Genomic DNA, 26,613 nt, shown 5'->3' with positions numbered 1-26,613 from the left:
TCGGATAGCCCAGTTGAACCCCCGGGTTGGCGGATAGGCACGAGGCCGTCCGGCATGGGGGAATATTCCTCGTCCCGGAGCCGCGGTGCCCCGGGAGAACACACGAAGGGGTATCTTCCGATGGACCTGCGCTACGAAGCATTTTGCTTCGCCGACCCGTTGTTCTACGACGAACAACAGGAAATCGGTGCGCCGGTCGACGTTTTCGCCCAAGCGCTGCCGGCGCCGGCCGAGGGCTGGGTCACCGCCGACCGCGGGGTCTGGCGGGCACTGCGCCCCGAAGGCCGTCAACTTCCCGGCCAGGGGTGGAAAATCCACATCTCCGCCGGCCTGGACAACGCGCGGCGCGTGCTCGTGCAGGTGCACGAGTACTGTATCGAGCACCTGATCTCCTACAAGCACCTCCGCTCACCGATGATCCTGCTCGCCCGGAATTCGAAATACGCTCCCCGTGACGGCAGCGCCAAGCTGATCACCATTTACCCGGCTGACGAGGACGAGCTGGAGCGTGTTCTGGAAGATCTGGCGGACCGGCTCGAAGGTGAGCACGGCGCTTATATCCTGAGCGACCTGCGCTACGGAAGCGGTCCATTGTATGTCCGTTACGGCGGCTTCGCGGAGCGGTGGGTGGAGCACGGCGGCACGCGCGTCCTGGCGATCAGCAAACCGGACGGAACGCTCGTACCCGATAATCGGGAGCCCCGGTTCTCGGTGCCCGACTGGGTGAAGGTCCCGGCCTGCCTGAGCGCCAGCATCGCAGCGCGAAAGGCCGGCGACCCGGCGCAGTTCCCCTACCGGGTGACGAGCTCCCTGCACTTCTCCAACGGCGGCGGCGTCTACCTGGCCACCCGCAAGAGCGACGGCAAGGAGGTCGTCCTCAAGGAGGCCAGGCCGCACGCCGGCCTCGACCGGACGCGCACCGACGCCGTCGAGCGCCTGCGCCGCGAGCACGAGGTCCTGGAGCGGCTGGACGGCATCCCCGGCGTGCCGCGCGCGTTCGAGCGGTTCACCGTCTGGGAGCACCACTACCTGGCCATGGAGCACATGCCGGGCACGCCGCTGGGCGGCTGGCTCGCGCTGAACTACCCGCTGACCCGGCGCAACCGCACCGACGGCGACCTGACCGCCTACACCGAACGCGCCCTCGGCCTGCTCGGCAAGCTCGAGCGGATCCTCGCCGCGGTGCACGACCGCGGGCTCGTCTTCGGTGACCTGCACCCGCAGAACGTCCTGATCGACCCGGAGACCGACGAGCTCTCGCTGATCGACTTCGAGCTGGCGGCGGACGCCGACGGCGGCGACCGGCCCGCGCTCGGGGCACCGGGCTTCCGGGCGCCGGCCGACCGGTCGGGCACCGAGGTCGACGAGTACGCCCTCGCCGCGTTCCGGCTGTGGTTCTTTCTGCCGCTCACGACACTGCTCGAGCTGTCGCCGGCGAAGCTGCGCGGCTACGCCGACTTCGTGCAGCGCACGTTCGACGTCCCCGAGGGGTACGCCGACGCGATCGTCGCCGGACTCGCTCCGCGCCCGGAGCCGGCGGGTCCGGCGATCACCACCACCGAGCTGGACACCTCGCGGCCGGACTGGGCCCTCGTCCGCAAGCAGGTCACCGCCGCGATCCTGGCGTCGGCGACCCCGCAGCGGACCGACCGGCTGTTCCCCGGCGACATCGAGCAGTTCCGGCTGGGCGGCGCGTGCTTCGGCAACGGCGCGGCGGGCGTCCTGCACGCGCTGGACGTGTCCGGCGCGGGGCGGTTCCCCGAGTACGAGCGGTGGCTGCTCGACTCGGTCCGCCGCGAGCCGCCGCCGCGGCCCGGATTCTTCGACGGCACGCACGGCATCGCGTACGTGCTGGAGAACTTCGGCCACCACGACGCCGCGACCCGGCTGCTGGCCTCGTCGGCGCAACTGGTCGCGCAAACCACCGACCACGCGCTCGAAGGCGGCCTTTCCGGCATCGCGCTGACGCAGCTGCACTTCGCGGCGCGACGGCACGACAACGAGTACGGCCGCCTGGCGCTCGCCACCGCGGTCCGCCTGGCGGAAGCGCTCGACACCGCCACGCCGCCGGGGAAGGCCGGCCGCGCCGGGCTGCTCAACGGCTGGTCCGGGCCCGCACTGCTGTTCGTCCGCCTGTACGAGCAGACCCACGAGGAGCTGTGGCTCTCCCTGGCCGACCAGGCGCTGCAGCGCGACCTCGAAGAATGCGTCACCACGGACGACGGATCGCTGCAGGTCCGCGACGGCGAGAGCCGGACGCTGCCCTACGTCGGCGTCGGCAGCGCCGGGATCCTGATGGTCGCCGAGCAGCTCGCACGGCACCGTCCGGAGGCCGAGTCGCTGAAGAGCCGTCCGGGCCTGCGCGAAGCCTGCCGAGGCGAGTTCGTCGTCTTCCCGGGCCTGCTCTTCGGCCGGACCGGCCTGCTGGCCGCGCTCGCCATGGACCCGGAACCGGACGAAGTCGTCCGCGCCGCGGTCGACATGCACCTGGCCCGGCTGGCTTGGCACGCCGTGCCCTACAAGGACGGCCTCGCGTTCCCCGGCAACCTGCTCCTGCGGTTGTCGATGGACGTCACCACCGGCGGCGCGGGCATCCTGCTCGGCCTCGCCGCGGTACTGGACGGCAGGGCGTTGCTGCCCTTCCTCGACGGAACGCCGTCCCCCCAGATCTCCGGTCGCTGACCGGGGCGTGAAGAAACGAAGAAGGGAAGATCATGGAATTCGTTCTGGAGTTGCAGTCGCTCGAGGCCCTCGACGGTCACGAGGGTGGCGGCGGCGGTGGCGGCGGCCAGTCGAACCTGAGCCTGCTGGCCAACTGCCACAACAGCACCCTCAGCGTGGTCGCCTGCCCGTAGTCGGGTGAGGAAGGTGCGGGAGCGGCACAGGCCAAGTGCGCCGCTCCCGCACCTTCATTCTGCGCTCCCGCACGTCGCTGCGGGAACTCGTTCGAAGGAGTGAGATGACGGCGTCCGCGGACCGGCTGCTCGTCGCGACGCTCCGGCTGGACCGAGGCCGTCTCTGTGCGCTGGGCGTCACCGCGCTCGTCGCCACGGGGGCGGCCCTGTTGCTGCCCGGCGCGCTCGCCGCCGCCGTCGACGCGGCGGTCTCCGGCCGCCCGGCCCTGCCCGCCGTCCTCTGGCTGCTCGCCGTCGGCGCGGCCGAGATCGCGGCCGACATCGCGGGCAGCCTGCTCACCGTCCGGCTGATCAGCTCCGCCACGGCCTGGCTGCGGCGTGAGCTCGCCGGCCGGCTCTTCGCGCTGGGCGCGCGGTCACCCCTCGCCGAAGGCGACGCGATCAGCCGGCTCAGCGGTGACTGCACCGGCGCCGGCGCCATCGGCACGCTGGCGGTCCAGCTCGTCGCGATCGTCCTGATCTCCACCGGTTCGATCGCCCTGCTCGCGCTCCTCGACTGGCGGCTCGCCGTCGTCTTCCTCGTCAGCGTCCCGTTCGCACTGCTCATCGCCCGGGCCCACCTCCGCCGCACCGCCGACGACGTCCTCACCTACCAGCGCGTCTCGGGCGAGCTGGCGGCCCGCATGGTCGACGCGGTCACCGGCCTCCGCACCATCGCGGCGTCGGGCATCGCGGACCGCGAAGCCATCCGAGTGCTGCGGCCGTTGCCCCGGCTCAACCGGGCGGGCCGCGGCATGTGGCGCACTCAGGCCCGGATGGTCTGGCGCGCCGCGCTGCTCTTCCCGGCCGTCGAGCTCGCCGTGCTGATGGCCGCCGGGTTCGGCGTGCAGGCGGGCCGGCTCAGCATCGGCGACGTCCTCGCCGCCCTCGGCTACGTCGCCCTCGGCATGCGGCTCGTCTCCCAGATCCCGCTGCTCACCGCGGTCTCGAAGGCGCGGTCGTGCGCCGAGCGCCTGACCGAGGTCCTCGACCTGCCCGTGCCCGAGCCGGGCAGGCTCGGGCTGCTGCCGGGCGACGGCACCCTCGTCGTCCGGCACGCCCGCGTGGCCGGCGCGCTGGAGAACATCGACCTGACGGTGGTGGGCGGGACGTTCGCCGCCGTCGTCGGCCGGTCCGGTTCGGGGAAGTCCGCGCTGGCCGGCGTCCTCGGCGGGCTGGTGACGCCGGACGAGGGCAGCGTCCTGCTCGACGGCCGGCCGCTCGACCGGCTGCGCCCGGAGGAGCTGCGCGCGGTCGTCGGGTACGCGTTCGAACGCCCGGCGCTGCTGGGCACGACGGTCGCGGAAGCCGTCGGCTACGGCTCTTGGGCGGGCGACTCCGCGGTGCGCGCCGCCTGCCGGACCGCGCAGGTCGACGACGTCGTCGTCCGCCTTCCCCACGGCTACCACACGCTGCTGGCCGAGACCCCGCTGTCCGGCGGCGAAGCGCAACGCCTCGGGCTCGCCCGCGCGATCGTGCACAACCCACGCGTGCTCATCTTCGACGACGCAACCGCCAGCCTCGACACGATCACCGAGGCGGCGGTCGAGCAGGCGATGGCGACGGCGTTGCCCGGCCGCACCCGGATCGTCGTCACCCACCGCGCGAGCACGGCCGCCCGCGCCGACCTCGTGGTCTGGCTCGAGGACGGCCGGATCCGCGCGACGGCGCCCCACGCGGCACTGTGGCGCGAGCCCGCCTACCGCGCGGTCTTCACCGAGGACAGCGTCACGGCAGGCAGCCCGTGAGCTTGCGACGGCTGTACTGGGCGAAGCTCGCCGGCCAGTGGCGCGGCGGCCTCGTCCTGCTGCTGTGCTCGGCGCTCGAAGGCGTGCCCGCGTTCTTCTCGGGACGCCTGGTCGAGCTGGCCGTCGACCGCGGGTTCGCGGCCGGGAACCCCGCGGCCGGGCTGGTGTGGCTCGGCCTGTTCGGCCTCGCCGCCCTGCTCGGCGCGCTGGGCTCGCGCCTGGTGTGGCACCAGCTCGGCCAGGTCGTCGAGCCGCTGCGCGACGAGCTGGTGACCGCCGTGGTCCGCGGGGTGCTCCACGACGAGTCGCCGCCCCGCAACCAGCCGGACGCCAGCGGCGTGGCCCGCATCACCCAGCACGTCGAGGTCGTCCGCGACGCCACCGGCGGCCTGCTCGTCCAGGCCCGCGGCATGCTCGTGACGACGATCGGCGCGCTCGCCGGCCTGGTGACCGTGGCCGGCGGACTGGTTGTGCCGGTCGCGATCCCGGTCGTCGTCGCGGTAACCGCGTTCGCGTGCCTCCTGCCCTCACTGGCCCGCCGCCAGCGCACGGCGGCCATCGCCGACGAGCACATGGCGGCGACCGCGGGCGCGTCGCTGTCCGGCCTGCGTGACGTCGTCGCCTGCGGTGGCGAGCCGATCGCGACGCTGGCCGTGTACGAGGCCGTCGACGCCCAGGCTCGCGCCGCGATCCAGGTGGCCCGCTCGGGCGCGCTCCGGTCGCTGGTGATCGCCATCGGCGCGTTCGTGCCGCTGCTGCTGGCCCTGGTGCTGGCACCCGGCATGGTCGCGCGCGGCGAGCTCACCGCCGGCGCGGCACTGGGCGCGCTGGTCTACCTCGCCACCACCATGCAACCGGCGCTGCGCGGCCTGGCCGCCACCGCCAGCACGGTCGTCCTCCGCCTCCTCGTGGCGCTGCGCCGCCTGTCCGAGACCGCCCGGGTCCCGGCGGCCCAGGACGGCATCGCCCGGCCGGACGGCGCGGACGTCCGGCTCCGCGGCCTGACCTTCGGCTGGGGTGCCGCGGCCGAGCCCGTCCTGCGCGACCTGGACCTCGACCTCCGGCCGGGTGACCACCTGGCAGTGGTCGGCCCGAGCGGGATCGGCAAGTCGACACTCGCCGGGCTGGTGACCGGCATGCTCACCCCCCAGGACGGCCGCGTGCTGCTCGGCGGGGTGCCGGTGCGGGACGTGCCCCCGGCGCTCCGGCACGAGCTGGTGGCACTGATCCCGCAGGAGGCCTACGTCTTCGCCGGCACCGTGCGGGACAACCTCGCCCTGTTCGCCCCCGGCGCGTCCGACGCCGTGCTACTGGCCGCGGTGACGGCCATCGGCGCCGACGACCTGCTCCGCCGGCTCGGCGGGCTGGACGGCACGATCGGCCACGGTGGCGAAGGCGTCTCCGCCGGTGAAGCGCAGCAGCTGGCCCTCGCGCGGGTGTACGCGACTTCGGCGCGCGTGGTGATCCTCGATGAAGCCACCTCCCATCTCGACCCGCCCTCGGAAGCCCGTGCGGAGCGGGCCTTCGCCGCACGGGACGGTGTTCTCGTGGTGATCGCGCACCGGTTGTCCTCCGCCCTGCGCGCCCACCGGGTACTGGTCATGGACGGCCGCGAGACCGTGCTCGGCAGCCATACCGAGCTGCTCGCCCGGTCGGCCCGGTACGCCGAGCTGATGCAGGCGTGGGCGCCGGTGACTGGGGAAGCAGCCACCGAAGTACCGTTGCCCGCGGGCGAGGCGGTGCCGGTCGGCGCCGACGTGGTGCGCCGGCGCCGGATTTCCCGGACCACGCGGGCGAGCTGATCGCTGGTCCACTGTGGACCGTGCTCGACCGCTGTTCCAGATTATCGCCGCCCGCGGCGAGGGGAAGCCCCGTCCGCGAATCTGTGGACAACTCGCCGATCCGCACGGCCCCTGTGGACAACTCGGGCCGATCGGCCCGAGTTGCCGGTGCGGTCGTGCATCATCGGAGGCACCGGGAGTTCCGCCCCGGAACCGGCACCGTCAGAGAGGAGGTGAACCGACGGCGGTCGGACGTCATTCGGGTCGCAGTGCTTCCAGCGCCTCACGCAGTTTGCCGGAGACCGGCGTCGGCCGGCGGGACTCGCGGTCCACGAAGACGTGCACGAAGTGCCCTTCCGCGACCAGGGACTCGTCGGCGGCGTACATGCCGATCTCGTAGCGCACGCTGGACTTCCCCAGATTCGCCACCCGCAATCCCACCCGCAACGCACCAGGAAAGGAAACCGATGAGTGATACCCGCAGTGCGACTCGACGCACAGCCCGATCACCTCCCCGGCTTCGATGTCGAGGCCGCCCTGTTCGATGAGCCACGTGTTGATCACGGTGTCCATCAGCGAGTAGTGCACCACGTTGTTGACGTGCCCGTATACGTCGTTGTCCTTCCAGCGCAACGGAACCGTCTGCCAGTGCGGGTACCCGTTCACCACAGCGAAACCGACTCGCGCAGGATGCCGGACAGGTCGTCCGCGGACGCCTCGCGGGGTGCGGTCGCCAGCAACCGCTGCTGCTTCAGCGTTCCCTCGACCAGCGAGTCCACATCGGACTCCGCGTAACCGACGGCGCCGATGCCGTCCGGGATGCCGATCTGCCGCATCAGGTCGATCAGCACCGCGGGCAGGTGGTCGGCGAAGTCGCCGGGCCACTCGAAGTCGGGCGCCAGCAGGCGGGCGACGCGCAGGTGGCGGTCCGGCGCCGCGGTGAAGGTGAACCGGAACGCTGCGGGCGCGGTCAGCGACACGGCCATGCCGTGCGGCACCATGGGTTCTTCGCCCGGATAACCGTCCGGGTGGAAATCGCGGACCTGGCCGGCGATCGGGTACGCGTTGGCGTGCGGGATGTGCACGCCGGCGTTGCCGAAGCCGAGCCCGGCGAACGTCGCGGCCAAAGCCATGGCTTCGCGGGCCTTGAGGTCTTCGCCGTCGCGCACGGCGGCGGGGAGGGCCCACGACAGCAGCCGCAGCGACTGCTCGGCGAACATGTCGGCCAGCGGGTTCGAGCCGCAGTAGGGCACGCGCTGCTCCGGGCGCTTGCGCTCGAACTCGGTGTACGGCTTCGCGGTGTAGCTCTCCGCGGCGTGGCAGAGGATGTCCATGCCGCTGGCGGCCGTCACCCCGGCCGGCTGGCTGACGGTGAGCCGCGGGTCGACGACGGCGAGGGTGGGGCGCAGCCGCAGGTGGCTGATCCCGCTCTTGACGCGCAGGGAAAGCACGTCCAGGACGCAGACCGTGGTGCTCTCCGAACCGGTGCCGGTGGTGGTGGGGACCGCGACCAGCGGCTTCAGCGGGCGGTCCGGCGCGCGGCCGCCGCCGACCGGCGCGTTGACGTAGTCCATCAGCTCGCCGTCGTTGCTGGTCAGCAGGTTCGCTGCTTTCGCGGTGTCGATGGCCGATCCGCCGCCGACGGCGACGAAGGCGTCGTACGGGCCGGTTCCGCGCGCGAAGTCAACCGCCTTCTGCATGCTGACATCGGTGGGCTCGACGTGTACGCCGTCGAAGATCTCGGTCTCGATGCCGTAACCCGCGATGCCGTCGGCGATGCGGCGCGGCCAGCCGGTCGCGGCGACTTGCGGATCCGTCACGACGAGCACGCGGTGCGCGCCGTACTGGGTCAGGTCGTAGCCGATCTCGTCGCTGGCGCCGGTGCCGTACTTCAACGCCGGTGCGCCATAAGTAAAAACGGTTTCATGTTCGGTCGCGGCCAAGACTGCGTTCCTCGCTCCCTTGATCGGCTAGCAGTCGGTCAAAGCGGACATTCAGTCCATCCTTACCGGGTTTCGGCGAAGATCACTTGACTGCACTGAACGGTGCCCGCCTAAGCTCTCCTCATTAGATACCAACTGGGAGCGACCGTCGCCCAGACGGCCGTGCGGATCCTGACCGAGGCGCGTGTCCGCCGTGTGTACGCGGTGGTCGGTGAGTCTTTCCTCGAGCTGCTCGACGCGCTGCAGCGCGAGCGGGAGATCACGGTGGTCTCGGCGCGCCACGACGCGGGCGCGGCGTTCATGGCAGAAGCCGAAGGCAAGCTCACCGAACGGCCCGCCGTGTTGCTCGCCAGCCGGGGGCCGAGCGCGGCGAGCCTGGCGATCGGCGTCCAAACGGCGTACCAGGACGAGACGCCGATGGTCGTGCTGCTGGAGACGCCGGCGACCGAACCGGTGCCGTCGTGGTCCGGGGAGCTGCCGACGTCGGACCTGACGGCGATGTTCGAGTCGATCGCCAAGTCGACTTTGCGGGTGACCGACCCGGACAGCCTGCCGGGACTGCTCGCGCACGCGCTGACGACGTCGCAGGAAGGACGGCCGGGGCCGGTCGTGCTCGGCGTGCCCTGCGACGTCTGGGGCATGCCCTACGACGCGGCCAAGCCGATGGCGCGGGTGCGGCCGCCTGCTTCGGGGACGCTGGGCCGTTCGGCGGACGCCGTCGCGCAGTTGGTGGATGAGGCGAAGTACCCCGTGGTCATCGTCGGTGGGCGGGCGCGGTCCGCGCGTGACGAGCTGATCGCGGTCGCCGACGAGCTCGCGCTGCCCGTCTACAACGCCTTCCGGCGGCAGGACGCTTTCCCGGAGAACCACGCCCGGTACGCCGGTCACCTCGGGCTCGGCATCCCCGCGCGGCAGCTGGACGCCTTGGAACGTGCGGACCTGGTGCTCGCGCTCGGCACGCAGCTCGACGAGGTGACCACCCAGGCCTACCGCTACCCGACCGCCCAGCAGACGCTGGTCATGGTCGGCACCGGGATCGACGTCAGCCCGAAACGGCGCGGCCTCACCTTCCGGGTCGACTCGGAGGTCGAGCCGTTCCTGCGGGAGCTGCGGGAAGTCGCGTCCCCGCGGACGCGGCGGGCCTCGGCGGCGAACGCCGCGGTCCACACCTTCATGACGCCGCCGGACACCAGCGCCAACACGCGGGTGCACCCCGTCGACGTCGTCCGCGCGCTGCGGAAGCTGGCGCCCGAAGACACCATCGTGACCAGCGACGCGGGCAACTTCGCGCAGTTCATGCACCGGTACTGGTGCTTCACCGCGCCGCGCAGCCAGCTCGGGCCGAGCAACGCCGCGATGGGCTACGCCGTGCCGGCCGCCGTGGCGGCGAAGCTTGCCGAGCCGCGGCGGACCGTCGTCGCCATGGTCGGTGATGCGGGTACGTTGATGACGGGGCAGGAAATCGAAACGGCCGTCCGGTACCGGGCGCCGGTGATGGTCGTCGTCTTCCAGAACGGCGTGCACGGCGCGCTCGCCATGCACCAGGCCCGCACGCACGGGCGGCTGTCCGGGGTGTCCATCCCGCTGACCGACTTCGCGTCCTGGGCGCGTGGACTCGGCGCGGCGGGGTACACGGTGGACGACCGGGAGGAGCTCGAGCCGATCATCGCCAGCGCGCTGGTGCGGCAACGGCCGTGCGTCATCGACGTGCGCACGGACCCGGACGTCGTGACCCCGGACGTGCGGCTTTCGGCCCTGCTCGGGCAGGGGCGTCCGCAACCTCCCGCCCAGTAAGGGTTTTGCTCGGTTTCACTTCGGGAAACGCCGGGAAAGTTGTGTGGTAGCACAGCCATGGCTCGGGTAATCTGACGGTGTTCCGGTGGTGGTTCGCCGCTGAACGTTCCCGGCCGGGTCCCGGCGGGAAACAACCGGTTTCTGTCGGTGCCGCATGGCACCATCGCGGTCATCACCCGCAGGTAAGCGGGTAGGGAACGAGGGGAGTTTCGACGTGACCGATCACCAGCACGCATCCGAAGCAGCGCGGAAGTCCTCCGGCGTCGTGCCGGTGCTGTTCAGCGCCAGTGCCGAGGCCCACGACGACGCCGTGGTCGCCGCGGAGCACGACACCGCGTGGCGGTCGCCGTTCAGCGCGGAGGGGCTGCGCCCGGCGAGTGGCGAATAGCTCACCCCGCACGGGTGAAGACGGCTTGTCCGCTCCGCTCGAGGTGTGCTTTACTACTGAAGGTCTCGATTTTTGTGTTCGTGTTGAGTCACGCTCGCAGAACTCAGCGGGCGTAGTGTCTCCTCGCCGAGGAAGCAAACCGTCCGGGTGTTGACCCGGGGCGCCGAAGTGGCTTCCTGTTTTGGTGTTGCATATGGAGATTTTTAATGACTCAGGGCACTGTGAAGTGGTTCAACTCCGAGAAGGGGTTCGGCTTCATCACCCCCGACAACGGTGGCGGCGACGTCTTCGTTCACTACAGCGAGATCCAGGGTAACGGCTTCAAGAGCCTCGAGGAGAACGCTCGCGTCGAGTTCGAGATCGGCCAGGGCCAGAAGGGTCCGCAGGCCACGTCGGTCACCGTGATCTGACTTTGATCTTGGGGAAGGGCCGTCACCCGTTCGGGGTGGCGGCCCTTTTCGTATGCTGCGCACCATGATCGAGCACGGTTACACCGTCTCCGGGATGAGCTGCGGACACTGCGCCCAGTCGGTCACCGAAGAACTCACCGGCCTGCCGGGAGTGACCGAAGTGGACGTCGACGTCGCGACCGGCCGCGTGGTCGTTCGCGCCGAGGCGGCGCTGGCGGAGGACGACGTCCGCGGTGCGGTCGAAGAGGCCGGCTTCACCTACGCGGGCACGGCGAGTCTCGTCTCGTAGCGTTTCACCGGGACTTGGCCTCGGTTGGTTGTTCTCCGGCCGTCTGGGCTCCGGGTTGGACAGTCCAATGGAGAGCGAAACGCCGGTGTGACCTTCGGCTCTGTCGAGCGAGACGCACCTGGCTCCGCAGCGCGCTCATGGTGGGCGCTGCCGCGAGGTTTGCGGTGCGGCTGACATCGGCGCCGCGGCAGGACATCGTGGCTAGCGCCGGGCGCGGTGGCTGCGCGGCTTGACCGGCGCGGTGGTTCCGATCTCAGCGCGACCAGCGCTGGACCGCCGCGAGCTGCCCGGTCGCTTCCTCATCCTGCACACTGCAACGCCCTGCAACCCTTCCGCTACCGCCCGGTCTCGGGATCTCCTGTTCTCCTGCGTGCGGTCTCAGGAGGTCAGGTGGGCGAAAAGGTGGCGGGGATCGTCGCGAATCCGGCTTCGGGGCGGGACATCCGCCGGCTGGTCGCGCAGGCTTCCGTGTTCCCCACCGCGGAAAAGGCGAACATGGTGCAGCGGCTGCTGGCCGCCTTCGCCGTCACCGGGCTCGACCGCGTCCTCGTCTCCACCGATCTCGGGGGCATTTCCGCCTCCGTCCTCAAGGCGCTCGGGCGGGGTGGGACCTGGCCCGAAGTCGACTTCTGCGACGACTACCCCCTCACCGGGACCGCCGCCGATACGACCAATGCCGTGCGGCGGATGGTCGATGCCGGGGCCGGGGTCATCGTCGTCCTCGGTGGGGATGGCACTGCCCGCGTTGCCGCCGCTGCCTGCGAGGACGTCCCGATCCTCGCCCTGTCCACCGGGACCAACAACGCCTTCCCGCAGATGCGGGAGGCGACCGTCGCCGGGTTGGCGGCCGGGCTGATCGCCTCCGGGCAGGTCGATCCCGATCTCGTCACGCACCGGGTCAGCGTCCTCGAAGTCGTCACCAAAGCGCGGCGGGAGATCGCGCTCGTCGACGTCTGCGTGTCGCTCAGCCGGCACATCGGGGCGCGGGCGCTGTGGGATCCCTCCTCGCTCACCGAGCTCTACTGCACCTTCGCCGAACCCGACGGCATCGGCCTCTCCAGCGTTCCTGGGCAGCTTTGCCCGAGCCCGCGGTCCAGTCCAACCGGCGTTGCGCTGCAGCTCGGGCCGGTCGGGGAGACGCCGTACGTCGTGCACGCACCGATCGCGCCCGGGCTCGTCCGGCCCGTCGGGGTTCGCGGGTGGGGCGTTCTGGAACCCGGCGTGCGCGTCGAACTCGCCGCGGCCGGTGGCGTCATCGCGCTCGACGGCGAGCGCGAACTCGAACTGAAGACCGGCGAGAGCGCCTTCGTCGAGCTCAAACCGGACGGGCCGTGGGTCGTCGACGTCCGGGCGGCGATGGCGGAAGCGGCGCGGAAAGGGCTGTTGCGCACGGAAACCGAGCTGGGGAAGGAGCGTCGAAGATGACGGACACCCTGCGGGAGGCGTATCGAGTGATGCGCACCATCCGGGCCTTCGAAGAGCGCGTGCACGAGGAGTTCGCGACCGGCGAAATCCCCGGGTTCGTGCACCTCTACGCCGGTGAGGAGGCCTCGGCCGCGGGGGTCTGCGCCCACCTCGACGACCGCGACGCCATCGCCAGCACCCACCGCGGCCACGGCCACTGCATCGCCAAGGGCGTCGACGTCAAAGCCATGATGGCCGAGATCTACGGCCGCAAGACAGGAGCCTGTCACGGCAAGGGCGGCTCGATGCACATCGCCGACCTCTCGAAGGGCATGCTCGGCGCGAACGGCATCGTCGGCGGCGGCCCGCCCCTCATCTGCGGCACCGCCCTCGCCGCGAAGCAGCAGAACACCGGCGGCGTCGGCGTCGCCTTCTTCGGCGACGGCGCCAGCAACCAGGGCACGACCCTGGAAGCGCTCAACCTCGCCTCGGTCTGGGACTTGCCCGCCCTCTTCATCGCCGAGAACAACGGCTACGCCGAAGCCACGGCCAGCACCTGGTCCGTCGCCTCGGAGAACATCGCCGACCGCGCCGCCGGGTTCGGCATGCCCGGCGTGATCGTCGACGGGTTCGACTTCTTCGCCGTCCACGAAGCCGCGGGCGAAGCCGTCGAACGCGCCCGCGGCGGCGGAGGCCCGACGCTCATCGAGGTCAAGTTCACCCGCTACTACGGGCACTTCGAAGGCGACCAGCAGACCTACCGCGCCGGCGAAGTCGCCCACGCCCGCGAACACCTCGACTGCCTCAGCCGGTTCCGCGACCGCGTCACCGACAGCGGCGAGCTGGACCCGAACGTCCTCGACGACATCGACGCCGAGGTCGCGAAGCTCATCGAAGACGCCGTCTCCGAAGCGAAGGCCGCGCCGAAACCCACGAAGGACGACCTCGAAACCGACGTCTACGTGTCGTACTGAAAGGGCCGGCCATGGCACGCACGATCAGCTACCGCGAGGCCATCAACGAGGCGCTCGCCCAGGAGATGGAACGCGACGAGTCGGTCATCGTCATGGGCGAGGACAACGCGGGCGGCACCGGCAGCCCCGGCGAAGACGACGCCTGGGGCGGCGTCCTCGGCGTCACCAAGGGCCTCTTCCACAAGTTCCCCGGCCGCGTCCTCGACACGCCCATCTCCGAGTCCGCCTTCGTCGGCGCGGCGATCGGCGCCGCGACGCGCGGGCAACGGCCCGTCGCCGAACTCATGTTCATCGACTTCATGGGCGTCTGCTTCGACCAGATCTTCAACCAGGCCGCCAAGTTCCGGTACATGTTCGGCGGCAACGCGCGCACCCCGGTCGTCATCCGCACGATGTACGGCGCCGGCTTGCGCGCCGCGGCGCAGCATTCCCAGTGCCTGTACCCGATCTTCACGCACATCCCCGGCCTCAAGGTCGTCGTGCCGTCGAGCCCGTACGAGGCGAAAGGCCTGCTCACCCAGGCCATCCGCGACGACGACCCGGTGATCTTCTGCGAGCACAAGGCCCTCTACGACACCAGCGGTGACGTCCCCGAGGACAGCTACACGATCCCGTTCGGCGAGGCGAACGTCGTCCGCGACGGCGGTGACGTCACGATCGTCGCGTTCGGCCGCATGGTCGCCGTCGCCGAAGAAGCGGCGAAGGAGCTGGCCAACAACAAGATCGAAGCCGAGATCATCGACCCCCGCACCACCAGCCCGCTCGACACCGACACGATCCTGGAGAGCGTCGAGAACACCGGACGCCTGGTCGTCGTCGACGAGGCTTCGCCGCGCTGCAACCTCGCCACGGACATCTCCGCGCTCGTCGCGAAGGAGGCGTTCGGCGCGCTGCGGGCCCCGATCGAGATGGTGACGCCGCCGCACACGCCCGTCCCGTTCTCCGACGCGCTCGAAGACCTCTACATCCCCGACGCGCAGAAGGTCGTCAACGCGGCGAAGGCGGTCGTGGAGTACCGGCGATGATCGAGCGGGTCACGATGCCCAAGTGGGGCCTCTCGATGGAACGCGGCCGGATCACCGACTGGTTCGTGACCGAAGGAGACGAGGTCAAGGCCGGTGACGACCTCGCCGACATCGACACCGACAAGATCAACGGCACCCTCGAATCCCCGGGCGACGGCGTTCTCCAGCGCGTCATCGCCGCCGCTGGGGAGGAAGTGCCCGTCGGCGGCACCATCGCGCTGATCGCCCCCAGCACGACGCCGGACGGCGAACTCGACGAAGCCGCCAGGCAAGCCCGCGCGCAGATCAACGCCGGAGCAGTAGAACAGCCGGAAGGCCCGGTCGCCGGCTTCGTCGAGGTCGAAGGACGCAAGCTCGAATACGCGACCCACGGCACCGAAGGCGACGACGTCGTCCTGGTCCACGGCTACGGCGGCGACAAGAACTCCTGGCTGTTCGTCCAGGAACCCCTCGCCAAGACCAAGATCGTCCACGCCCTCGACCTGCCCGGACACGGGGAATCGACCAAGGACGTCGGCGACGGCTCCCTCGACACCCTCGCCGACGCGGTCCTCGGCTTCCTCGACGCGCGAGGCATCGGAAAAGCCCACCTCGTCGGGCACTCACTGGGCGGCGCGGTCGTCACGAAAGCGGCCGCCAAAGCGCCGGAGAAGGTCGAAAGACTCACGCTCATCGCCCCGGCCGGCTTCGGCACCGCGATCAACGCGGCCTACCTGCGGGGATTCGCGCGAGCGACCACCCGCCGCGAGCTGAAACCACACCTCACGGCGCTGTTCGCCGACCCCGCCCTGGTCACCCGCCAGCTGACCGACGACCTGCTCAAGTACAAGCGGCACGACGGCGTCGACAAGGTCCTCACGACCCTCCTCGACACGCTCCTCGACGGCGACGAACAGGCCATCGACGCAGCTCGGTTGCTGTCCACAGTGGACATACCGAGCAAAACCGTCTGGGGCCGCCAAGACGCCGTCCTGCCGCCGGGAACCGCCGACGTCTACGTCGAGGACGCCGGGCACCTGGTCCACCTCGAAGCCCCGGGCGCCGTGATCGCCGCGATCACGGGCTGACCCACCCCGCCTCCGGTGGCTCTTGGCCCCGCCGGAGGCACCGAAGGGCTCTTCGCCGGCACCTCCCCGGCCGGCGAAGAGCCCTTCGGCGAGATTGTCGCCACCTTCCGATCAGCGAACCGAAAAGGCAGACTGAGGCGGAGCGCAAGGAGTGGCGGTTGGGGCAGCGAGACCTCGAGGCAGCGTTGCCGGCCGGGGCGGACCCCCGGCGGTACGCGCGCGTCCTCGCCCAGGTGCACGAAGCGGCCCTGTCGGGCAAGGAGCTGCCCAGCAGGCCGCGGCCGGTCGTCGACGCCTCCTGGCAGCGGATGCGCCGCCTCGGCATGGACCCCGACAGCCGCGCCGCCGCGCCTCTCCTGACCGTCGAACAGCTCGAAGCGCGCCGCCGCGCAAGTGGGCTCGCCGAGGCGCTGCCGACGTTGCGCGGCGGCCTGACCAGCGTCGCCGAGCAGGCCGCGCACATCATGGTGATCGTCGACGCGGGCGGCAGCGTCCTCTGGCGCGACGGCAGCGCCGCGATCCGCCGCCGCGCCGACGGCCTCGGCTTCATCGAAGGCGTCGACTGGCAGGAGGAATCAGTCGGCACCAATGCGATCGGCACCGCCCTCGTCGCGCGCCGCCCGGTCCAGATGTACGCCGCCGAGCACTACGTCCGTTCGCACCACTCCTGGACGTGCGCCGCCGCGCCGCTGCACGACCCGCGCGACGGCAGGCTCCTCGGCGTCGTCGACCTCTCCGGCCCGGCCTCCACCGTCCACGCGACAACGTTGGCGCTGGTCGACGCCGTGACGAGGCTGGCGGAGTCCCAGCTGCGCACCACCCACCTCACCGAACTGGAACGGCTAAGGGGCTTCGCCGTCCCCGTGCTCGCGAAGGTCGGCGGACGCGCCGTCGTCGCCGACGAACACGGCTGGGTCGCCGCGGCCGCCGGGCTCGCCCCGGTCGACCGGATCGCCCTGCCCGCGAACCTCGCGCCCGGCGGGGTCTGGCTGCCGGCGTACGGCCACTGCGCGGTCGAGCCCGTCCCCGGCGGGTGGCTCATCCGCCCCACCGAGACCGACGCCGCCCCGCCGACCCGCGTCGTCCTCGACGTCCGGTCGCCGCGCGCTCCCGAGCTGACTGTGGTCGGCGCGGCCGGGACGTGGACGCACCGGCTCAGCCCGCGGCACGCCGAGATGCTGTACGTGCTGGCCAGCCACCGCGACGGTCGCTCGGCGTCCGAGCTGTCCTCGGACCTCTTCGGCGACGCCAGCCGCGCGGTCACCGTCCGCGCCGAGATGTCCCGGCTGCGCCGCCACTTCGGTGGCATCCTCGGCGCGAAGCCCTACCGCTTCGCCGACGACGTCGAAGTGCTGGTCAGGCGACCGCCGAGCCCCGAAGCCGTGCTGCCGCACTCGCTCGCCCCGGCCATCCGCGGCTGAGCACGCCCGCTGACCGAACGGTCCGATGTGGACGGTGCGTTGCGTCGGCGCGCTGGTCGGCGTCGCGCGGCGAATTCACTCGGACAGGTGAATGTTTCGAGCCGGCCGGCACGCGCCCCGAGATCACGTGCTGGTGACGGCGGGTGGTGCCCGTGCCCGCGCACCTCGCCACTCGGCTACCTTCTCGGGGTAAGGCTTTCGGGGAGGAATCGGGGATGACCAGCACTGCGACGGCCCCGGGTCCCACGGCGCCCGCGCCCGGACCCCCACCGCCGCCACCGGACGGCCGGGACCGCGCCGGGGGCCGCAGCGGCCTCCTCGGGCTGCTGGACCTGCCCGGCCAGGCGGTCCGCGCGATCATCCGGTCCGCCGCGACCACCCCCGGCCGGCTCACCGTGATCGCCGTCGCTCTGGTGCTGCTCGCACTGGTCGCCGGCACGGTCGCGACGCTGTCGGTGCAGAGCCGCGACGACACGATCAGCGGCGTCATCGACCACCGCGAACCCCTCGCCGCCGCCGCGCAGCAGGTCTACCGGTCGCTCTCGGACGCCGACGCGACCGCGGCCAGCGCGTTCCTCTCCATCGGCACCGAGCCGCCCGAGCTGCGCTCCCGCTACGAGCGCGACATCGCCGAAGCCGGCGCCGCCCTCGCGAAGGCCGCTTCCGACTCGTCCGACGTCGCCGCCGCGGCCGCCCCGGTCGACGTCCTCAACCAGTCGCTGCCCGTCTACACCGGGCTCGTCGAGACCGCCCGCGCGAACAACCGCCTCGGCTACCCCGTCGGCGCGTCCTACCTGCGCGAGGCGTCCGAGCTGATGCGCGCGAAGATCCTGCCCGCCTCGCAGGACCTCTACCGCGTCGACACCGAGCGGCTGATCGAGGAGCAGGACAGCTCCACCGGCTTCCCGTGGCTCGCCACGATCCTGATGGTCGCGCTGCTGGCCGCGCTCGTCGTCGCGCAGGTCTACCTGACCCGGCGGACCAACCGGGTGCTCAACGTCGGGCTCGTCGTCGCGACGGCCGCCGTCGTCGTGTCGCTGCTGTGGGGTTCGGTCGCGCTGATCGTGCAGGGCAGCCTGGTCGGCAGCGGCCAGGACGACGGCTCGCACCGCGTCGACGTGCTCGTCCGCGCGCGGATCGCCGCGCTGCAGGCCCGCGCCGACGAGACGCTGACGCTGGTCGCCCGCGGCGACGGCGCGGCGTACGAGCGGGACTTCGGCGCCAACGCGGCCCAGCTCGTCGGCCCCGACGGCCAAGGCGGTCTCCTCGGCGAAGCCCGCGGCCTGATCACGGGCGGCGAAGGCGCCGCGAAGGTCGCCGACGCGACCAGGGCCGCGCAGGACTGGCTGACCGCGCACAAGCAGGTCCGCACCCAGGACGACGCCGGCCAGTACCAGGAAGCCGTCGACACCGCCGTGCTCGAGGACCGCAAGACCGGCTCCGCCCCGGCGTTCCGGCGGCTCGACGACAGCCTCCAGGCGGCGATCGACGTCGGCAGGCAGCAGTTCCTCGACGACACCCACGACGGCGCCGCCGCGCTGACGCTGCTGGCGCCCGGCCTCGCCGTGCTGGCCGTGGTCGCCGCCGCGGGTGTCACCATGGGGATCCGGGAGCGACTGAGGGAGTATCGGTGAGCAGGCGGCGGAACACGGTCCGGGCGGGCGTGCTGGCGCTCGTCGCGCTGCTCGCGGCGTCGTGCGGCAGCCCCGGGAAACCGGTCGACCCGGCCCCGGTCAGCAACGCCGCGTGGCCGCAGCCCGCGCACGTCGGCGGCCCCGACGCGACCGCCGGCGGCACCACCGACACCAGCTGCAACCCGCTGGCCAGCCTCCCGCCGAACGGGACCATCGGCAGCGACTCGACCATGGCGAAGATCAAGGAACGCGGGAAGCTGATCGCCGGCGTCGACCAGACCACCTACCTCTTCGGGTTCCGCAACCCCACCTCGGGCAACCTCGAGGGCTTCGACATCGACATGGTCAACGCGATCGCCCGCGCGCTGTTCGGCACCTCCGAGGGGCATGTCCAGTTCCGCGCGATCCCGTCGCTGCAGCGCGAAGACGTCTTGAAAGCGCACCAGGTCGACGTCGTCGTCCGGACCTACAGCATCACCTGCTCCCGCAAGAAGGACGTCGAATTCTCGTCCGTCTACTACCAGGCGGGGCAGCGGATCCTGGTCGCGAAGGAGTCGAAGGCCGAGAAGCTGACCGACCTGACCGGCAAGCGGGTGTGCGCGGCCAAGAAGTCGACGTCGCTGGCCAAGATCGCGCGCGACCCGGCGAAGGTCGTGCCGGTCTCGGTGGACAACTGGTCCGACTGCCTGGTGATGCTCCAGCAGGGCCAGGTCGCCGCGGTGTCGACCGACGACACGATCCTCGCCGGGATGGCCGCGCAGGACCCGACGCTGAAGGTCGTCGGCGAGCAGTTCACGCAGGAGAACTACGGCATCGGCATCCCCAAGGACAACGAGGACATGGTCCGCTACGTCAACGCCGTGCTCGACGAAATCCGCAGCACCGGCGTCTGGCAGGACAGCTACCACAAGTGGGTGGAGCCGTCGCTCGGGTCGGCCTCGCCGCCGTCGCCGCAGTACCGGTGAGCGCGTCGCGACTAGGATCGGTCTCCGCAGGCCGGGGATCTGGGAGGTAAGCAGTGTCGGAGGAGCCGCGCCGTCCTCGGCACGCCGCGCCGGACGACGAGCCGCAGGTGGCGACGCCCAGCTGGCAGCCGCCGCCACCGGTGCGGTGGGAGACGCCGGAGCCGTCGATCTCGGGCCGCCTCGACGACGGTGCGCCGTCCGGCGGCTCCCGCGGGGAGGAAACCGTCATCCACGCGCCCGTGCGCCGTCCGCCGACGCCGCCGGGCGGCCAGCCCACCGTCGTGCGCGGGACGATCCCCGGCGCCGAGGACCCGACGCGGCCGCCGGGCAGCATCAACCCCGTCCTGCCGCCGGTCCAGGCGACGCAGGCGGTGGCGCCCCCGACGCAGGCCGTCCGCCCGGACCCGAACGCGCCGCAGCCGACGAGCGTGCTCGCCGCGCCGGCCCCGGAGACCCAGAGCATCATGCCGCCGGCGCCGCGGCCGGACACCGGCCCGGACACGCCGCTGCCCGACCCGGGCACCGAAAGCGTGCTGCCCGAACGCAGCAGCGAAGGCCGGCACACCGGCACGGGCACCGGCAGCGGCTCGGGCTCGGTGTCCGGGTCCGGTTCGTTCCCCGGCACCTCGCGGCGGACGTCGTCGCGAACGTCGCGCTCGCGCCGCGGCCGGCTCGGCGCCGGACTCGTCGAAGTCCCGCCGGTGCCCGCGCGCGACCCGGCGTCGGCGGTGCTGACGAACCCGGTGGTGTCGGAGGAAAAGCGCTTCTGCGGCAACTGCAGCGCGAAGGTCGGCCGCGGCAAGGACGGCAAACCCGGTGCGCCGGAAGGGAAGTGCGAGAACTGCGGCACGCCGTTCTCGTTCCTCCCGAAGCTGCAGCCGCACGAACTCGTCGGCGGCCAGTACGAGGTCCTCGGCGCGATCGCCTACGGCGGACTCGGCTGGATCTACCTCGCGCAGGACCACAACGTCAGCGACCGCTGGGTCGTCCTCAAAGGACTGATCGACACCGGTGACCAGACGGCGATGGCGGCCGCGGCCAACGAACAGCGGTTCCTCGCCGAGGTCGAGCACCCCAACATCGTCAAGATCCACAACTTCGTGCAGCACCCGGACGCGCACAGCGGCACGACCGTCGGCTACATCGTCATGGAGTACGTCGGCGGCCAGTCGCTGCGGCAGCTCGCGCTGGCCCACCACCGCGAAAGCCGCCGGCCCGAGCCGCTGCCGATCGGCCAGGTCATCGCGTACGGGCTGGAGATCCTGCCCGCGCTCGGCTACCTGCACAGCCAGAACCTGCTCTACTGCGACCTCAAGCCGGACAACGTGATCCAGACCAACGAGCAGCTCAAGCTGATCGACCTGGGCGCGGTCCGGCGGATGGACGACTACGAGAGCCCGCTGTTCTTCACCACCGGCTACAGCGCGCCGGAGCTGGCGAAGCAGGGCGCGTCGGTGGCGTCGGACCTGTTCACCGTCGGGCGCACGCTCGCCGTGCTGAGCTTCGAGTTCACCGGCTACACCAGCAAGTTCAAGACCACCCTGCCCGGCCCGGACGCGGTCCCGCTGTTCGCGCTCTTCGGCTCCTACTACCGGTTCCTGCGGCGCGCGACGCACGCCGACCCGGACCGGCGGTTCCTCTCCGCCGAGGAGATGGGCGACCAGCTGACTGGCGTGCTGCGCGAAATCATGGCGCTCGGCACCGGAAAGCCGCGGCCCGGCGCGTCGACGGTGTTCGGCCCGGAGAGCCGCACCTTCGGCGTCCAGCTGGTGGTGCCGGAGGCCGGCCAGAGCGTGCCGCTGCCCGGCTCGGCCGAGGTCGTCGCCGGCCTGCCCATCCCGCAGGTCGACACCGACGACCCGGCGGCGGGCGTGCTCGCCACGACGACCGCACTCGACCCGCGCGGCGCCATCGAAGCCCTGGCCGGCGCGCCGCGGGAGTCGATCGAGGTGCGGCTGCGGATCGTGCGCGCCCGGATCGAGCTGGGCGAGCCGGCCGAAGCGCAGCGGCAGCTGCAGGCGGCGCAGTACCTGGCGATCAAGAACGGCTTCCCGCACGACTGGCGGATCGACTGGTACCGCGGCCTGATCGAGCTGGCCGGCGGCCGGTCGCGGGTCGCGCAGGTCGCGTTCGAATCGGTCTACGACGACCTGGCGGGCGAGATCGCGCCGAAGCTCGCGCTCGGCATCAGCGCCGAAGGCGTCGGCGACTACTTCGCCGCCGCGCGCTTCTACGAGCTGGTCTGGCGCACCGACCGCACGTACGTCAGCGCGGCGTTCGGCCTCGCGCGCGTTTACCTCGCGCAGGGCGCGCGCAACAGCGCGGTCGAGGTGCTCGAGACGGTTCCGCCGTCCTCGACGCACTACGTCGACGCGCAGGTCGCGGCCATCAAGATCAAGACGACGGCGACCAAGGCCAACGGCCGCGAGACCCCGGTGACCGAGCACGACCTGCTGGACGCGTCGTCCCGCCTGGAGCGGCTCCGGCTCGACCTCGAGCGCCAAACGCGGCTGTCGGTGGGCGTGCTCGAAGCGGCGCACGACTGGATCAAACAGGGCAAACCGACCCCGGGCGCGCGGGTGCTGGGGTGCTCGCTGGAGGAACGGGAACTGCGGTTCGGGCTGGAACGCTGCTACCGCGCCCTGGCCCGGCTGGCGAGCACGGTCGACGAGCGCGTCAAGCTCGTGGACCGGGCCAACGCCATCCGCCCGCGGACCCTGACCTGACCGGTCAGGTCGGCATCGTCACCCCGAATATCCCACTGAATCGGATGACGTGCTGCGCGACTTCGTCCTCGGCCTGAAGCAGGACGCGGCGCCGATCGGGGCCGGCGCCGTCCGGGCGGCGTGTTGTGCGGCGATCGAGTCGATGTTCACGAGCCTGTTGCCCACGCCGCAGAAACCCGGCGGCGAGCCGAGTGGTCTCACCCACAAGGCGCGTGCTCTGGCCGCGTCGTGGCCTGCTCGCGATGACGCCGAGGCTCGTCCGCACGGTGGCGTCGGCACTTGATCAGGGGTTGATCTCCCAGTCGCGCTCTTCGCGCTGGCGCTGGCGGTTCTTCTCGTGCTGCGCCGCCAGCTTCTCCAGCGCCTCCGGGTCGCCGTGCGTGCTGAAGTGCTCGAAGCCGACCACGATGAACAGCGCCCGGGCGCTTACCGCGATCGGGCCGTCCTCGGCGTCCAGGCGGCCGTCGGCGCTCACGTAGATCTTGCGGCCCGCGATGCCGTCCAGCCGGGCCTCGATGAACAGCGTCGACCCCACCGGGACCGGCCTGCGGAAGTCCGTCTCGAGCTTGCCCGTCACCGCCGGGCGGCGCATCAGGTTGCCGACCGTCGAGCCGAGCGCCTCGTCGAACGCGCAGGCCAGCAGCCCGCCGTGGGCCAGCCCCGGCGCGCCCTGGTGCGCCGCCGTCACGGTGAACCGCGAGTGGATCACCTGGCCCTCGCCGACCGCCGACCGCAGGTGCAGGCCGGCGTCGGCCTCGTCGCCGCAGCCGAAGCACTCGCTGAAGTGCACGCCGAGCTCGGTACCCGGCGCCGGCGCCTTCGGGTGCGGGACGGCCGGCTCCACCGGCACCGGCGGCCAGGGTTGAGAAACACGACTCATGCGCTGACGTTAACTCGCCGATAGCGGCGCGCCGCGCGCGACCCGCGGCGTAAGCAGGCAACACCTACCTCTCAGTAGCCGGAAAGTTCCCCACTGTAGAAGATTTTCGGCTCAGGCTGCCGACCCCGAAGAGCCGGTCAAGACTGGGCTGATGAGCTCGAACGGCCCGAAGGGCACTGCACGGAGGAGGTCGTCGCCGGCATGAGCGAACCAGCAGCAACGACGAGCAAACCGCCAGTGGACGAGAGAACCGTCAAGCGCGCCGTCTGGGCGTCCGCCATGGGCAACGCCACCGAGTGGTACGACTACGGCGTCTTCACCTCGGGAGCCATCGCCACCAGCATCGGGACGCTCTTCTTCCCCGGTGAGGGCAACGCCGTCCTGAAGTCGCTGGCGCTGCTCGCGGTCGGGTTCATCGTGCGCCCCTTCGGCGGGGCGTTCTTCGGGCCGCTCGGCGACAAGATCGGCCGCAAGCGCGTCCTCGCCATCACGATCCTGCTGATGTCCGGCTGCACGTTCCTGGTCGGCGTCCTGCCCACGTACGCGGGCGGCTACAGCATGGGCGTCGCCGCGCCGATCGCGATCCTGCTGCTGCGGATCATCCAGGGCTTCTCCACCGGCGGTGAGTACGGCGGCGCGGCGACGTTCATCGCCGAGTACTCGCCGACGAAACGCCGGGGCTTCTTCGGCAGCTTCCTCGAGCTCGGCACCCTCGGCGGGTACGTGCTCGGCAACCTCGTGGTGCTGTCGGTGACGCTGTCCCTGTCGGCCGACCAGGTCGACGCCTGGGGCTGGCGGATCCCGTTCTTCGTCGCGCTGCCGCTCGGCTTGATCGGGCTCTACCTGCGGAACAAGCTCGAGGACACCCCCGAGTTCCGCCGGATGGAAGCCGCGGGCGAGGCACCGAAGAAGGCGCCGCTCAAGGAGATCTTCTCACGCAACTGGCGGATGATCCTGAACCTGATCGGGATCGTGCTGCTGCTGAACGTCGCGGACTACCTGCTGCTGACCACGATGCCGACGTACTTCACCGACACGCTGAAGATCAACGACAACACGTCGACGTTGATCATCATCGCGGTCGAAGTGATCCAGATGGCGATCATCGTCCCGCTCGGCGCGCTGTCCGACCGGATCGGCCGGAAACCGCTGCTGCTCACCGCGGCCATCGGGTTCCTGGTGCTGAGCTGGCCCTCCCTGAAGCTGATGCAGTCCGGCAGCATCCTCTGGCTGTTCGTCGGCTTCCTGGTCGTGGCGATCCTGCTGGTCTTCATGCTGGCCGTGATCGGCTCGACGTTCCCGGCGATGTTCCCGACGCGGGTGCGCTACGGCTCGTTCGCGATCGGCTACAACATCTCGACGTCGCTGTTCGGCGGCACGTGCGGCGTCATCGTGACGGCGCTGATCAAGAGCACCGGCAACGAGGACTGGCCGGCGTACTACCTGATGGCGGCGGCGCTGATCGCGATCATCCCGATCATCAAGATCCCGGAGACGTCGCAGGTGCCGATGGAAGAGATCGACACCGAGAACAGCGGCGGCAAGCTGACCTCCGCGGCCGCTCAACGCTGAGCGGTCCCCGGATAGCCGTGTGCCCCGCCCGGATCACCGGGCGGGGCACACGTGCGCCGGGGGTCAGTTCGCTTCGCTCCGAGGAGTGAAGCGCTTGCGGGACCAAGCGGCGAGCGCACCCGCGATCATGACAGCGATTCCGGTTTCGACGATCAGCGCGGCGAGCACCATGTGCTTCCTCCTCGGGTTCTCGGGCCGGCGGCGAAGCGTCCGGCTGAGCAGTTCCTCCGGTGTCCGAGCGGAACACCACCGGGCATATCGCCCCGACCCGCGCAGGTATTTCGTCAAAAACCCACCTGGCCGAGGTGATCTACGCCACGCCTTTGACCTGCGGAAACGTCAGCGAGACGTGCTCGCCGTCGGAGGGGTCGTGTCCGTCGGCCGGCTGGTGGTGGGCACCGACCGCGTCGGCCGGCCCGCCGACGGCGGCTGCGGGACCCGCGTGGCGCGCGAAGAGGGCGTGCGGCTCGGTTCGGCCGCGGGCGGCGCCACCGACGTCGCCGGCGCGACCGCCGGCGTCGGCGCGGGGGAGGTGGTGCCGATCGTGGACAACCCGGGGCCGGCGGGCAGCACCGGCTCCGGCGGCCCGGCGCGGTGCCCGGCCAGGAAACCGGCCACCGCGAGGACGACCGCCGTCGCGGCCGAGGTGCCCGCGACGGCGAAGCGCTTGCGTCGTCGCCGGACCCGGCCACCGGCTTCGATCACGTCGGCGGCTTCGAGGCGCATCGGCGGCGGCGCGCCACCGGCCGCGCCGGTCAGGTACGCGCGGACGTCGTCTTCGGAGTCCATGTTCGTCACCTCCCCTCCGTGGTCGCGCTGAACGTCAGCGCACCGTAGTGCGGGCCGAGCCGGTTGCGCAGCGTCGCCAGACCGCGGGAGGCCTGGCTCTTCACCGTGCCGGTGCTGCAGCCGAGCGCCTTCGCCGTTTCCTCGACGCTCAGGTCCTCGAAGTACCGCAGCACCAGCACGGCGCGCTGCTTGGGAGCCAGTACGGCCAGAGCCTGCCGGACGAGCTCGTCCTGGCCGCTCGCGGCCGGTTCCGCCGGGAGCTCCGGCGGGGTGTCGGTGAGCTGCTCCCGCTTCCACCTGCTGCGCCGGTGCTCGGCGAGGAACGTGCGCAGCACGACCTTGCGGGCGTAGGCGTCCAAGGCGTCGTGGCGCGACAGCCTCGGCCAGGCGAGGTACAGCTTCAGCAGCGCGGCCTGCGTGAGGTCCTCGGCCTGGTGCCAGTCCCCGCAGAGCAGGAAGGCCGTCGACCGCAGGCTGTGCGCGCGCTCGCCGAAGTACCGGGCGAACTCGCCGTCCCACGGCGAGCCCGGCCCGGTCGACGGACGGGAGCGGGAGATCACCTGGCTACCGGGCCACTCCGATGGCCGGCAGGTGCAGGTCGCCCGTCGGCCCGGCGGGCACGGCACGGGGGACGCGCGGAGCCGGCCCCGTGCGGGCGGGCCGAGTCGTCTCCCGCAGCGCGGGCACGGCGGACGGCGGCTGCGGAACGCGGGTGGCCGTCGGGACCGCGGACGGCGCGTCGGTCGGCCGGGTGGTGGTCGGCGGCGCCGGCTGCGCCTGGCCGGCCAGCGCGATGCCACCGGACAGGGCACCACCGGCGAGCACGAGCACGCCGAGGGTCAGGGCGATGCGGATACGCAAGACAGCTCCTCATTCTCGCGGGCGCGACCGGGATCGTCGCGCCTCTGC

General features: G+C 71.5%; 24 protein-coding genes. 18 read left to right on the top strand and 6 right to left on the bottom strand.

The window, feature by feature from the left end; genetic code table 11:
* Positions 1–120: 120 nt before the first annotated feature.
* The 4 genes from lanKC (at position 121) to ACZ7OH_RS11695 (ending at position 6,444) form a co-directional block, all read left to right on the top strand.
* A complete protein-coding gene (lanKC, locus tag ACZ7OH_RS11710; protein WP_470280745.1) occupies positions 121–2,682 on the top strand; it encodes a class III lanthionine synthetase LanKC in 2,562 nt (853 codons plus the stop codon).
* 32 nt (positions 2,683–2,714) lie between these two features.
* Positions 2,715–2,855, top strand: a complete 141-nt coding sequence (locus ACZ7OH_RS11705; RefSeq protein WP_329052875.1) for a SapB/AmfS family lanthipeptide — start codon at positions 2,715–2,717, stop codon at positions 2,853–2,855.
* Between the two features lie 104 nt (positions 2,856–2,959).
* Complete coding sequence (locus ACZ7OH_RS11700; protein ID WP_470280744.1) at positions 2,960–4,642, top strand: ABC transporter ATP-binding protein; 1,683 nt, start codon at positions 2,960–2,962, stop codon at positions 4,640–4,642.
* Positions 4,639–6,444, top strand: a complete 1,806-nt coding sequence (locus ACZ7OH_RS11695) for an ATP-binding cassette domain-containing protein (protein WP_470280743.1) — start codon at positions 4,639–4,641, stop codon at positions 6,442–6,444. The genes ACZ7OH_RS11700 and ACZ7OH_RS11695 overlap by 4 nt, the downstream gene beginning before the upstream one ends.
* A 234-nt stretch (positions 6,445–6,678) precedes the next feature.
* Here ACZ7OH_RS11695 and ACZ7OH_RS11690 read toward each other — a convergent pair whose 3' ends face one another.
* Both ACZ7OH_RS11690 and ACZ7OH_RS11685 read right to left on the bottom strand, forming a co-directional pair.
* Positions 6,679–7,092 (bottom strand): acyl-CoA thioesterase, encoded by a 414-nt coding sequence (locus tag ACZ7OH_RS11690; RefSeq protein ID WP_470280742.1) that lies wholly within the window; start codon positions 7,090–7,092, stop codon positions 6,679–6,681.
* Positions 7,086–8,318, bottom strand: a complete 1,233-nt coding sequence (locus ACZ7OH_RS11685; protein WP_470280741.1) for a hydroxyacid-oxoacid transhydrogenase — start codon at positions 8,316–8,318, stop codon at positions 7,086–7,088. The genes ACZ7OH_RS11690 and ACZ7OH_RS11685 overlap by 7 nt, the downstream gene beginning before the upstream one ends.
* 183 nt (positions 8,319–8,501) lie before the next feature.
* On the opposite strand from ACZ7OH_RS11685, the gene ACZ7OH_RS11680 reads away from it, so the two are divergent.
* The 13 genes from ACZ7OH_RS11680 to ACZ7OH_RS11620 all read left to right on the top strand — a co-directional run bounded on the left by ACZ7OH_RS11680 (position 8,502) and on the right by ACZ7OH_RS11620 (position 22,746).
* The gene (locus tag ACZ7OH_RS11680) at positions 8,502–10,160 is read left to right on the top strand and encodes a thiamine pyrophosphate-binding protein (protein ID WP_470280878.1); all 1,659 of its coding nucleotides are present in this window, start codon (positions 8,502–8,504) and stop codon (positions 10,158–10,160) included.
* Between the two features lie 214 nt (positions 10,161–10,374).
* Entirely contained in the window at positions 10,375–10,548 is a 174-nt protein-coding gene (locus tag ACZ7OH_RS11675; RefSeq protein ID WP_400901238.1) for a hypothetical protein, read from the top strand.
* 206 nt (positions 10,549–10,754) lie between these two features.
* The gene (locus tag ACZ7OH_RS11670; protein WP_013222289.1) at positions 10,755–10,958 is read left to right on the top strand and encodes a cold-shock protein; all 204 of its coding nucleotides are present in this window, start codon (positions 10,755–10,757) and stop codon (positions 10,956–10,958) included.
* A 64-nt stretch (positions 10,959–11,022) separates the two neighbouring features.
* Positions 11,023–11,247: a heavy-metal-associated domain-containing protein gene (locus tag ACZ7OH_RS11665; protein ID WP_400901236.1), complete on the top strand. Its 225-nt coding sequence runs from the start codon at positions 11,023–11,025 to the stop codon at positions 11,245–11,247.
* A 390-nt stretch (positions 11,248–11,637) separates the two neighbouring features.
* The gene (locus tag ACZ7OH_RS11660) at positions 11,638–12,672 is read left to right on the top strand and encodes an ATP-NAD kinase family protein (protein WP_470280740.1); all 1,035 of its coding nucleotides are present in this window, start codon (positions 11,638–11,640) and stop codon (positions 12,670–12,672) included.
* Positions 12,669–13,625 (top strand): thiamine pyrophosphate-dependent dehydrogenase E1 component subunit alpha, encoded by a 957-nt coding sequence (locus tag ACZ7OH_RS11655; RefSeq protein WP_470280739.1) that lies wholly within the window; start codon positions 12,669–12,671, stop codon positions 13,623–13,625. Before ACZ7OH_RS11660 ends, ACZ7OH_RS11655 begins: the two co-directional genes overlap by 4 nt.
* Before the next feature lie 11 nt (positions 13,626–13,636).
* Complete coding sequence (locus ACZ7OH_RS11650) at positions 13,637–14,650, top strand: alpha-ketoacid dehydrogenase subunit beta (RefSeq protein ID WP_470280738.1); 1,014 nt, start codon at positions 13,637–13,639, stop codon at positions 14,648–14,650.
* Positions 14,647–15,717 (top strand): acetoin dehydrogenase dihydrolipoyllysine-residue acetyltransferase subunit, encoded by a 1,071-nt coding sequence (locus ACZ7OH_RS11645; RefSeq protein WP_470280737.1) that lies wholly within the window; start codon positions 14,647–14,649, stop codon positions 15,715–15,717. Before ACZ7OH_RS11650 ends, ACZ7OH_RS11645 begins: the two co-directional genes overlap by 4 nt.
* A gap of 158 nt (positions 15,718–15,875) precedes the next feature.
* On the top strand, positions 15,876–17,138 hold the full coding sequence (locus ACZ7OH_RS11640) for a GAF domain-containing protein (protein WP_470280736.1): 1,263 nt from the start codon (positions 15,876–15,878) through the stop codon (positions 17,136–17,138).
* Positions 17,139–17,353: 215 nt separating this feature from the next.
* Positions 17,354–18,772 (top strand): hypothetical protein, encoded by a 1,419-nt coding sequence (locus ACZ7OH_RS11635; protein ID WP_470280735.1) that lies wholly within the window; start codon positions 17,354–17,356, stop codon positions 18,770–18,772.
* Positions 18,769–19,737, top strand: a complete 969-nt coding sequence (locus ACZ7OH_RS11630; protein WP_470280734.1) for a glutamate ABC transporter substrate-binding protein — start codon at positions 18,769–18,771, stop codon at positions 19,735–19,737. Before ACZ7OH_RS11635 ends, ACZ7OH_RS11630 begins: the two co-directional genes overlap by 4 nt.
* A gap of 53 nt (positions 19,738–19,790) precedes the next feature.
* Positions 19,791–22,463 carry a serine/threonine-protein kinase gene (locus tag ACZ7OH_RS11625; protein ID WP_470280733.1) on the top strand — a complete coding sequence of 891 codons (2,673 nt, stop codon included), beginning with the start codon at positions 19,791–19,793 and terminating at the stop codon, positions 22,461–22,463.
* Between the two features lie 49 nt (positions 22,464–22,512).
* Positions 22,513–22,746, top strand: coding sequence for a hypothetical protein (locus tag ACZ7OH_RS11620; protein ID WP_470280732.1), 234 nt, complete (start codon positions 22,513–22,515; stop codon positions 22,744–22,746).
* On the opposite strand, the gene ACZ7OH_RS11615 is transcribed toward ACZ7OH_RS11620, so the two are convergent.
* Positions 22,747–23,343, bottom strand: coding sequence for a PaaI family thioesterase (locus ACZ7OH_RS11615; protein ID WP_470280731.1), 597 nt, complete (start codon positions 23,341–23,343; stop codon positions 22,747–22,749).
* Positions 23,344–23,580: 237 nt separating this feature from the next.
* Between ACZ7OH_RS11615 and ACZ7OH_RS11610 the strand changes: the two genes are divergently transcribed.
* Positions 23,581–24,915, top strand: a complete 1,335-nt coding sequence (locus ACZ7OH_RS11610) for an MFS transporter (protein WP_470280730.1) — start codon at positions 23,581–23,583, stop codon at positions 24,913–24,915.
* A gap of 339 nt (positions 24,916–25,254) precedes the next feature.
* On the opposite strand, the gene ACZ7OH_RS11605 is transcribed toward ACZ7OH_RS11610, so the two are convergent.
* From ACZ7OH_RS11605 to ACZ7OH_RS11595, 3 genes are read right to left on the bottom strand one after another with little or no spacing between them, the layout of a single operon-like run.
* A complete protein-coding gene (locus tag ACZ7OH_RS11605; protein WP_470280729.1) occupies positions 25,255–25,704 on the bottom strand; it encodes a hypothetical protein in 450 nt (149 codons plus the stop codon).
* A gap of 5 nt (positions 25,705–25,709) precedes the next feature.
* Positions 25,710–26,264, bottom strand: a complete 555-nt coding sequence (locus ACZ7OH_RS11600) for a SigE family RNA polymerase sigma factor (RefSeq protein ID WP_470280728.1) — start codon at positions 26,262–26,264, stop codon at positions 25,710–25,712.
* 4 nt (positions 26,265–26,268) lie between these two features.
* Positions 26,269–26,565: a hypothetical protein gene (locus ACZ7OH_RS11595; RefSeq protein ID WP_470280727.1), complete on the bottom strand. Its 297-nt coding sequence runs from the start codon at positions 26,563–26,565 to the stop codon at positions 26,269–26,271.
* Positions 26,566–26,613 lie beyond the last annotated feature (48 nt).

This window comes from Amycolatopsis sp. NPDC114478 (assembly GCF_055633805.1).
The sequence above is the reverse complement of the archived record's forward strand: the minus strand, read 5'-3'. Positions and strand labels throughout refer to the sequence as shown.

Excerpts from the sequence above, each read along its gene's own strand:
- lanKC (WP_470280745.1), top strand. The coding sequence starts at position 121 with ATGGACCTGCGCTACGAAGCATTTTGCTTCGCCGACCCGTTGTTCTAC.
- ACZ7OH_RS11705 (WP_329052875.1), top strand. The coding sequence starts at position 2,715 with ATGGAATTCGTTCTGGAGTTGCAGTCGCTCGAGGCCCTCGACGGTCAC.
- ACZ7OH_RS11700 (WP_470280744.1), top strand. The coding sequence starts at position 2,960 with ATGACGGCGTCCGCGGACCGGCTGCTCGTCGCGACGCTCCGGCTGGAC.
- ACZ7OH_RS11670 (WP_013222289.1), top strand. The coding sequence starts at position 10,755 with ATGACTCAGGGCACTGTGAAGTGGTTCAACTCCGAGAAGGGGTTCGGC.
- ACZ7OH_RS11665 (WP_400901236.1), top strand. The coding sequence starts at position 11,023 with ATGATCGAGCACGGTTACACCGTCTCCGGGATGAGCTGCGGACACTGC.
- ACZ7OH_RS11655 (WP_470280739.1), top strand. The coding sequence starts at position 12,669 with ATGACGGACACCCTGCGGGAGGCGTATCGAGTGATGCGCACCATCCGG.
- ACZ7OH_RS11650 (WP_470280738.1), top strand. The coding sequence starts at position 13,637 with ATGGCACGCACGATCAGCTACCGCGAGGCCATCAACGAGGCGCTCGCC.
- ACZ7OH_RS11645 (WP_470280737.1), top strand. The coding sequence starts at position 14,647 with ATGATCGAGCGGGTCACGATGCCCAAGTGGGGCCTCTCGATGGAACGC.
- ACZ7OH_RS11635 (WP_470280735.1), top strand. The coding sequence starts at position 17,354 with ATGACCAGCACTGCGACGGCCCCGGGTCCCACGGCGCCCGCGCCCGGA.
- ACZ7OH_RS11615 (WP_470280731.1), bottom strand. The coding sequence starts at position 23,343 with ATGAGTCGTGTTTCTCAACCCTGGCCGCCGGTGCCGGTGGAGCCGGCC.
- ACZ7OH_RS11605 (WP_470280729.1), bottom strand. The coding sequence starts at position 25,704 with ATGGACTCCGAAGACGACGTCCGCGCGTACCTGACCGGCGCGGCCGGT.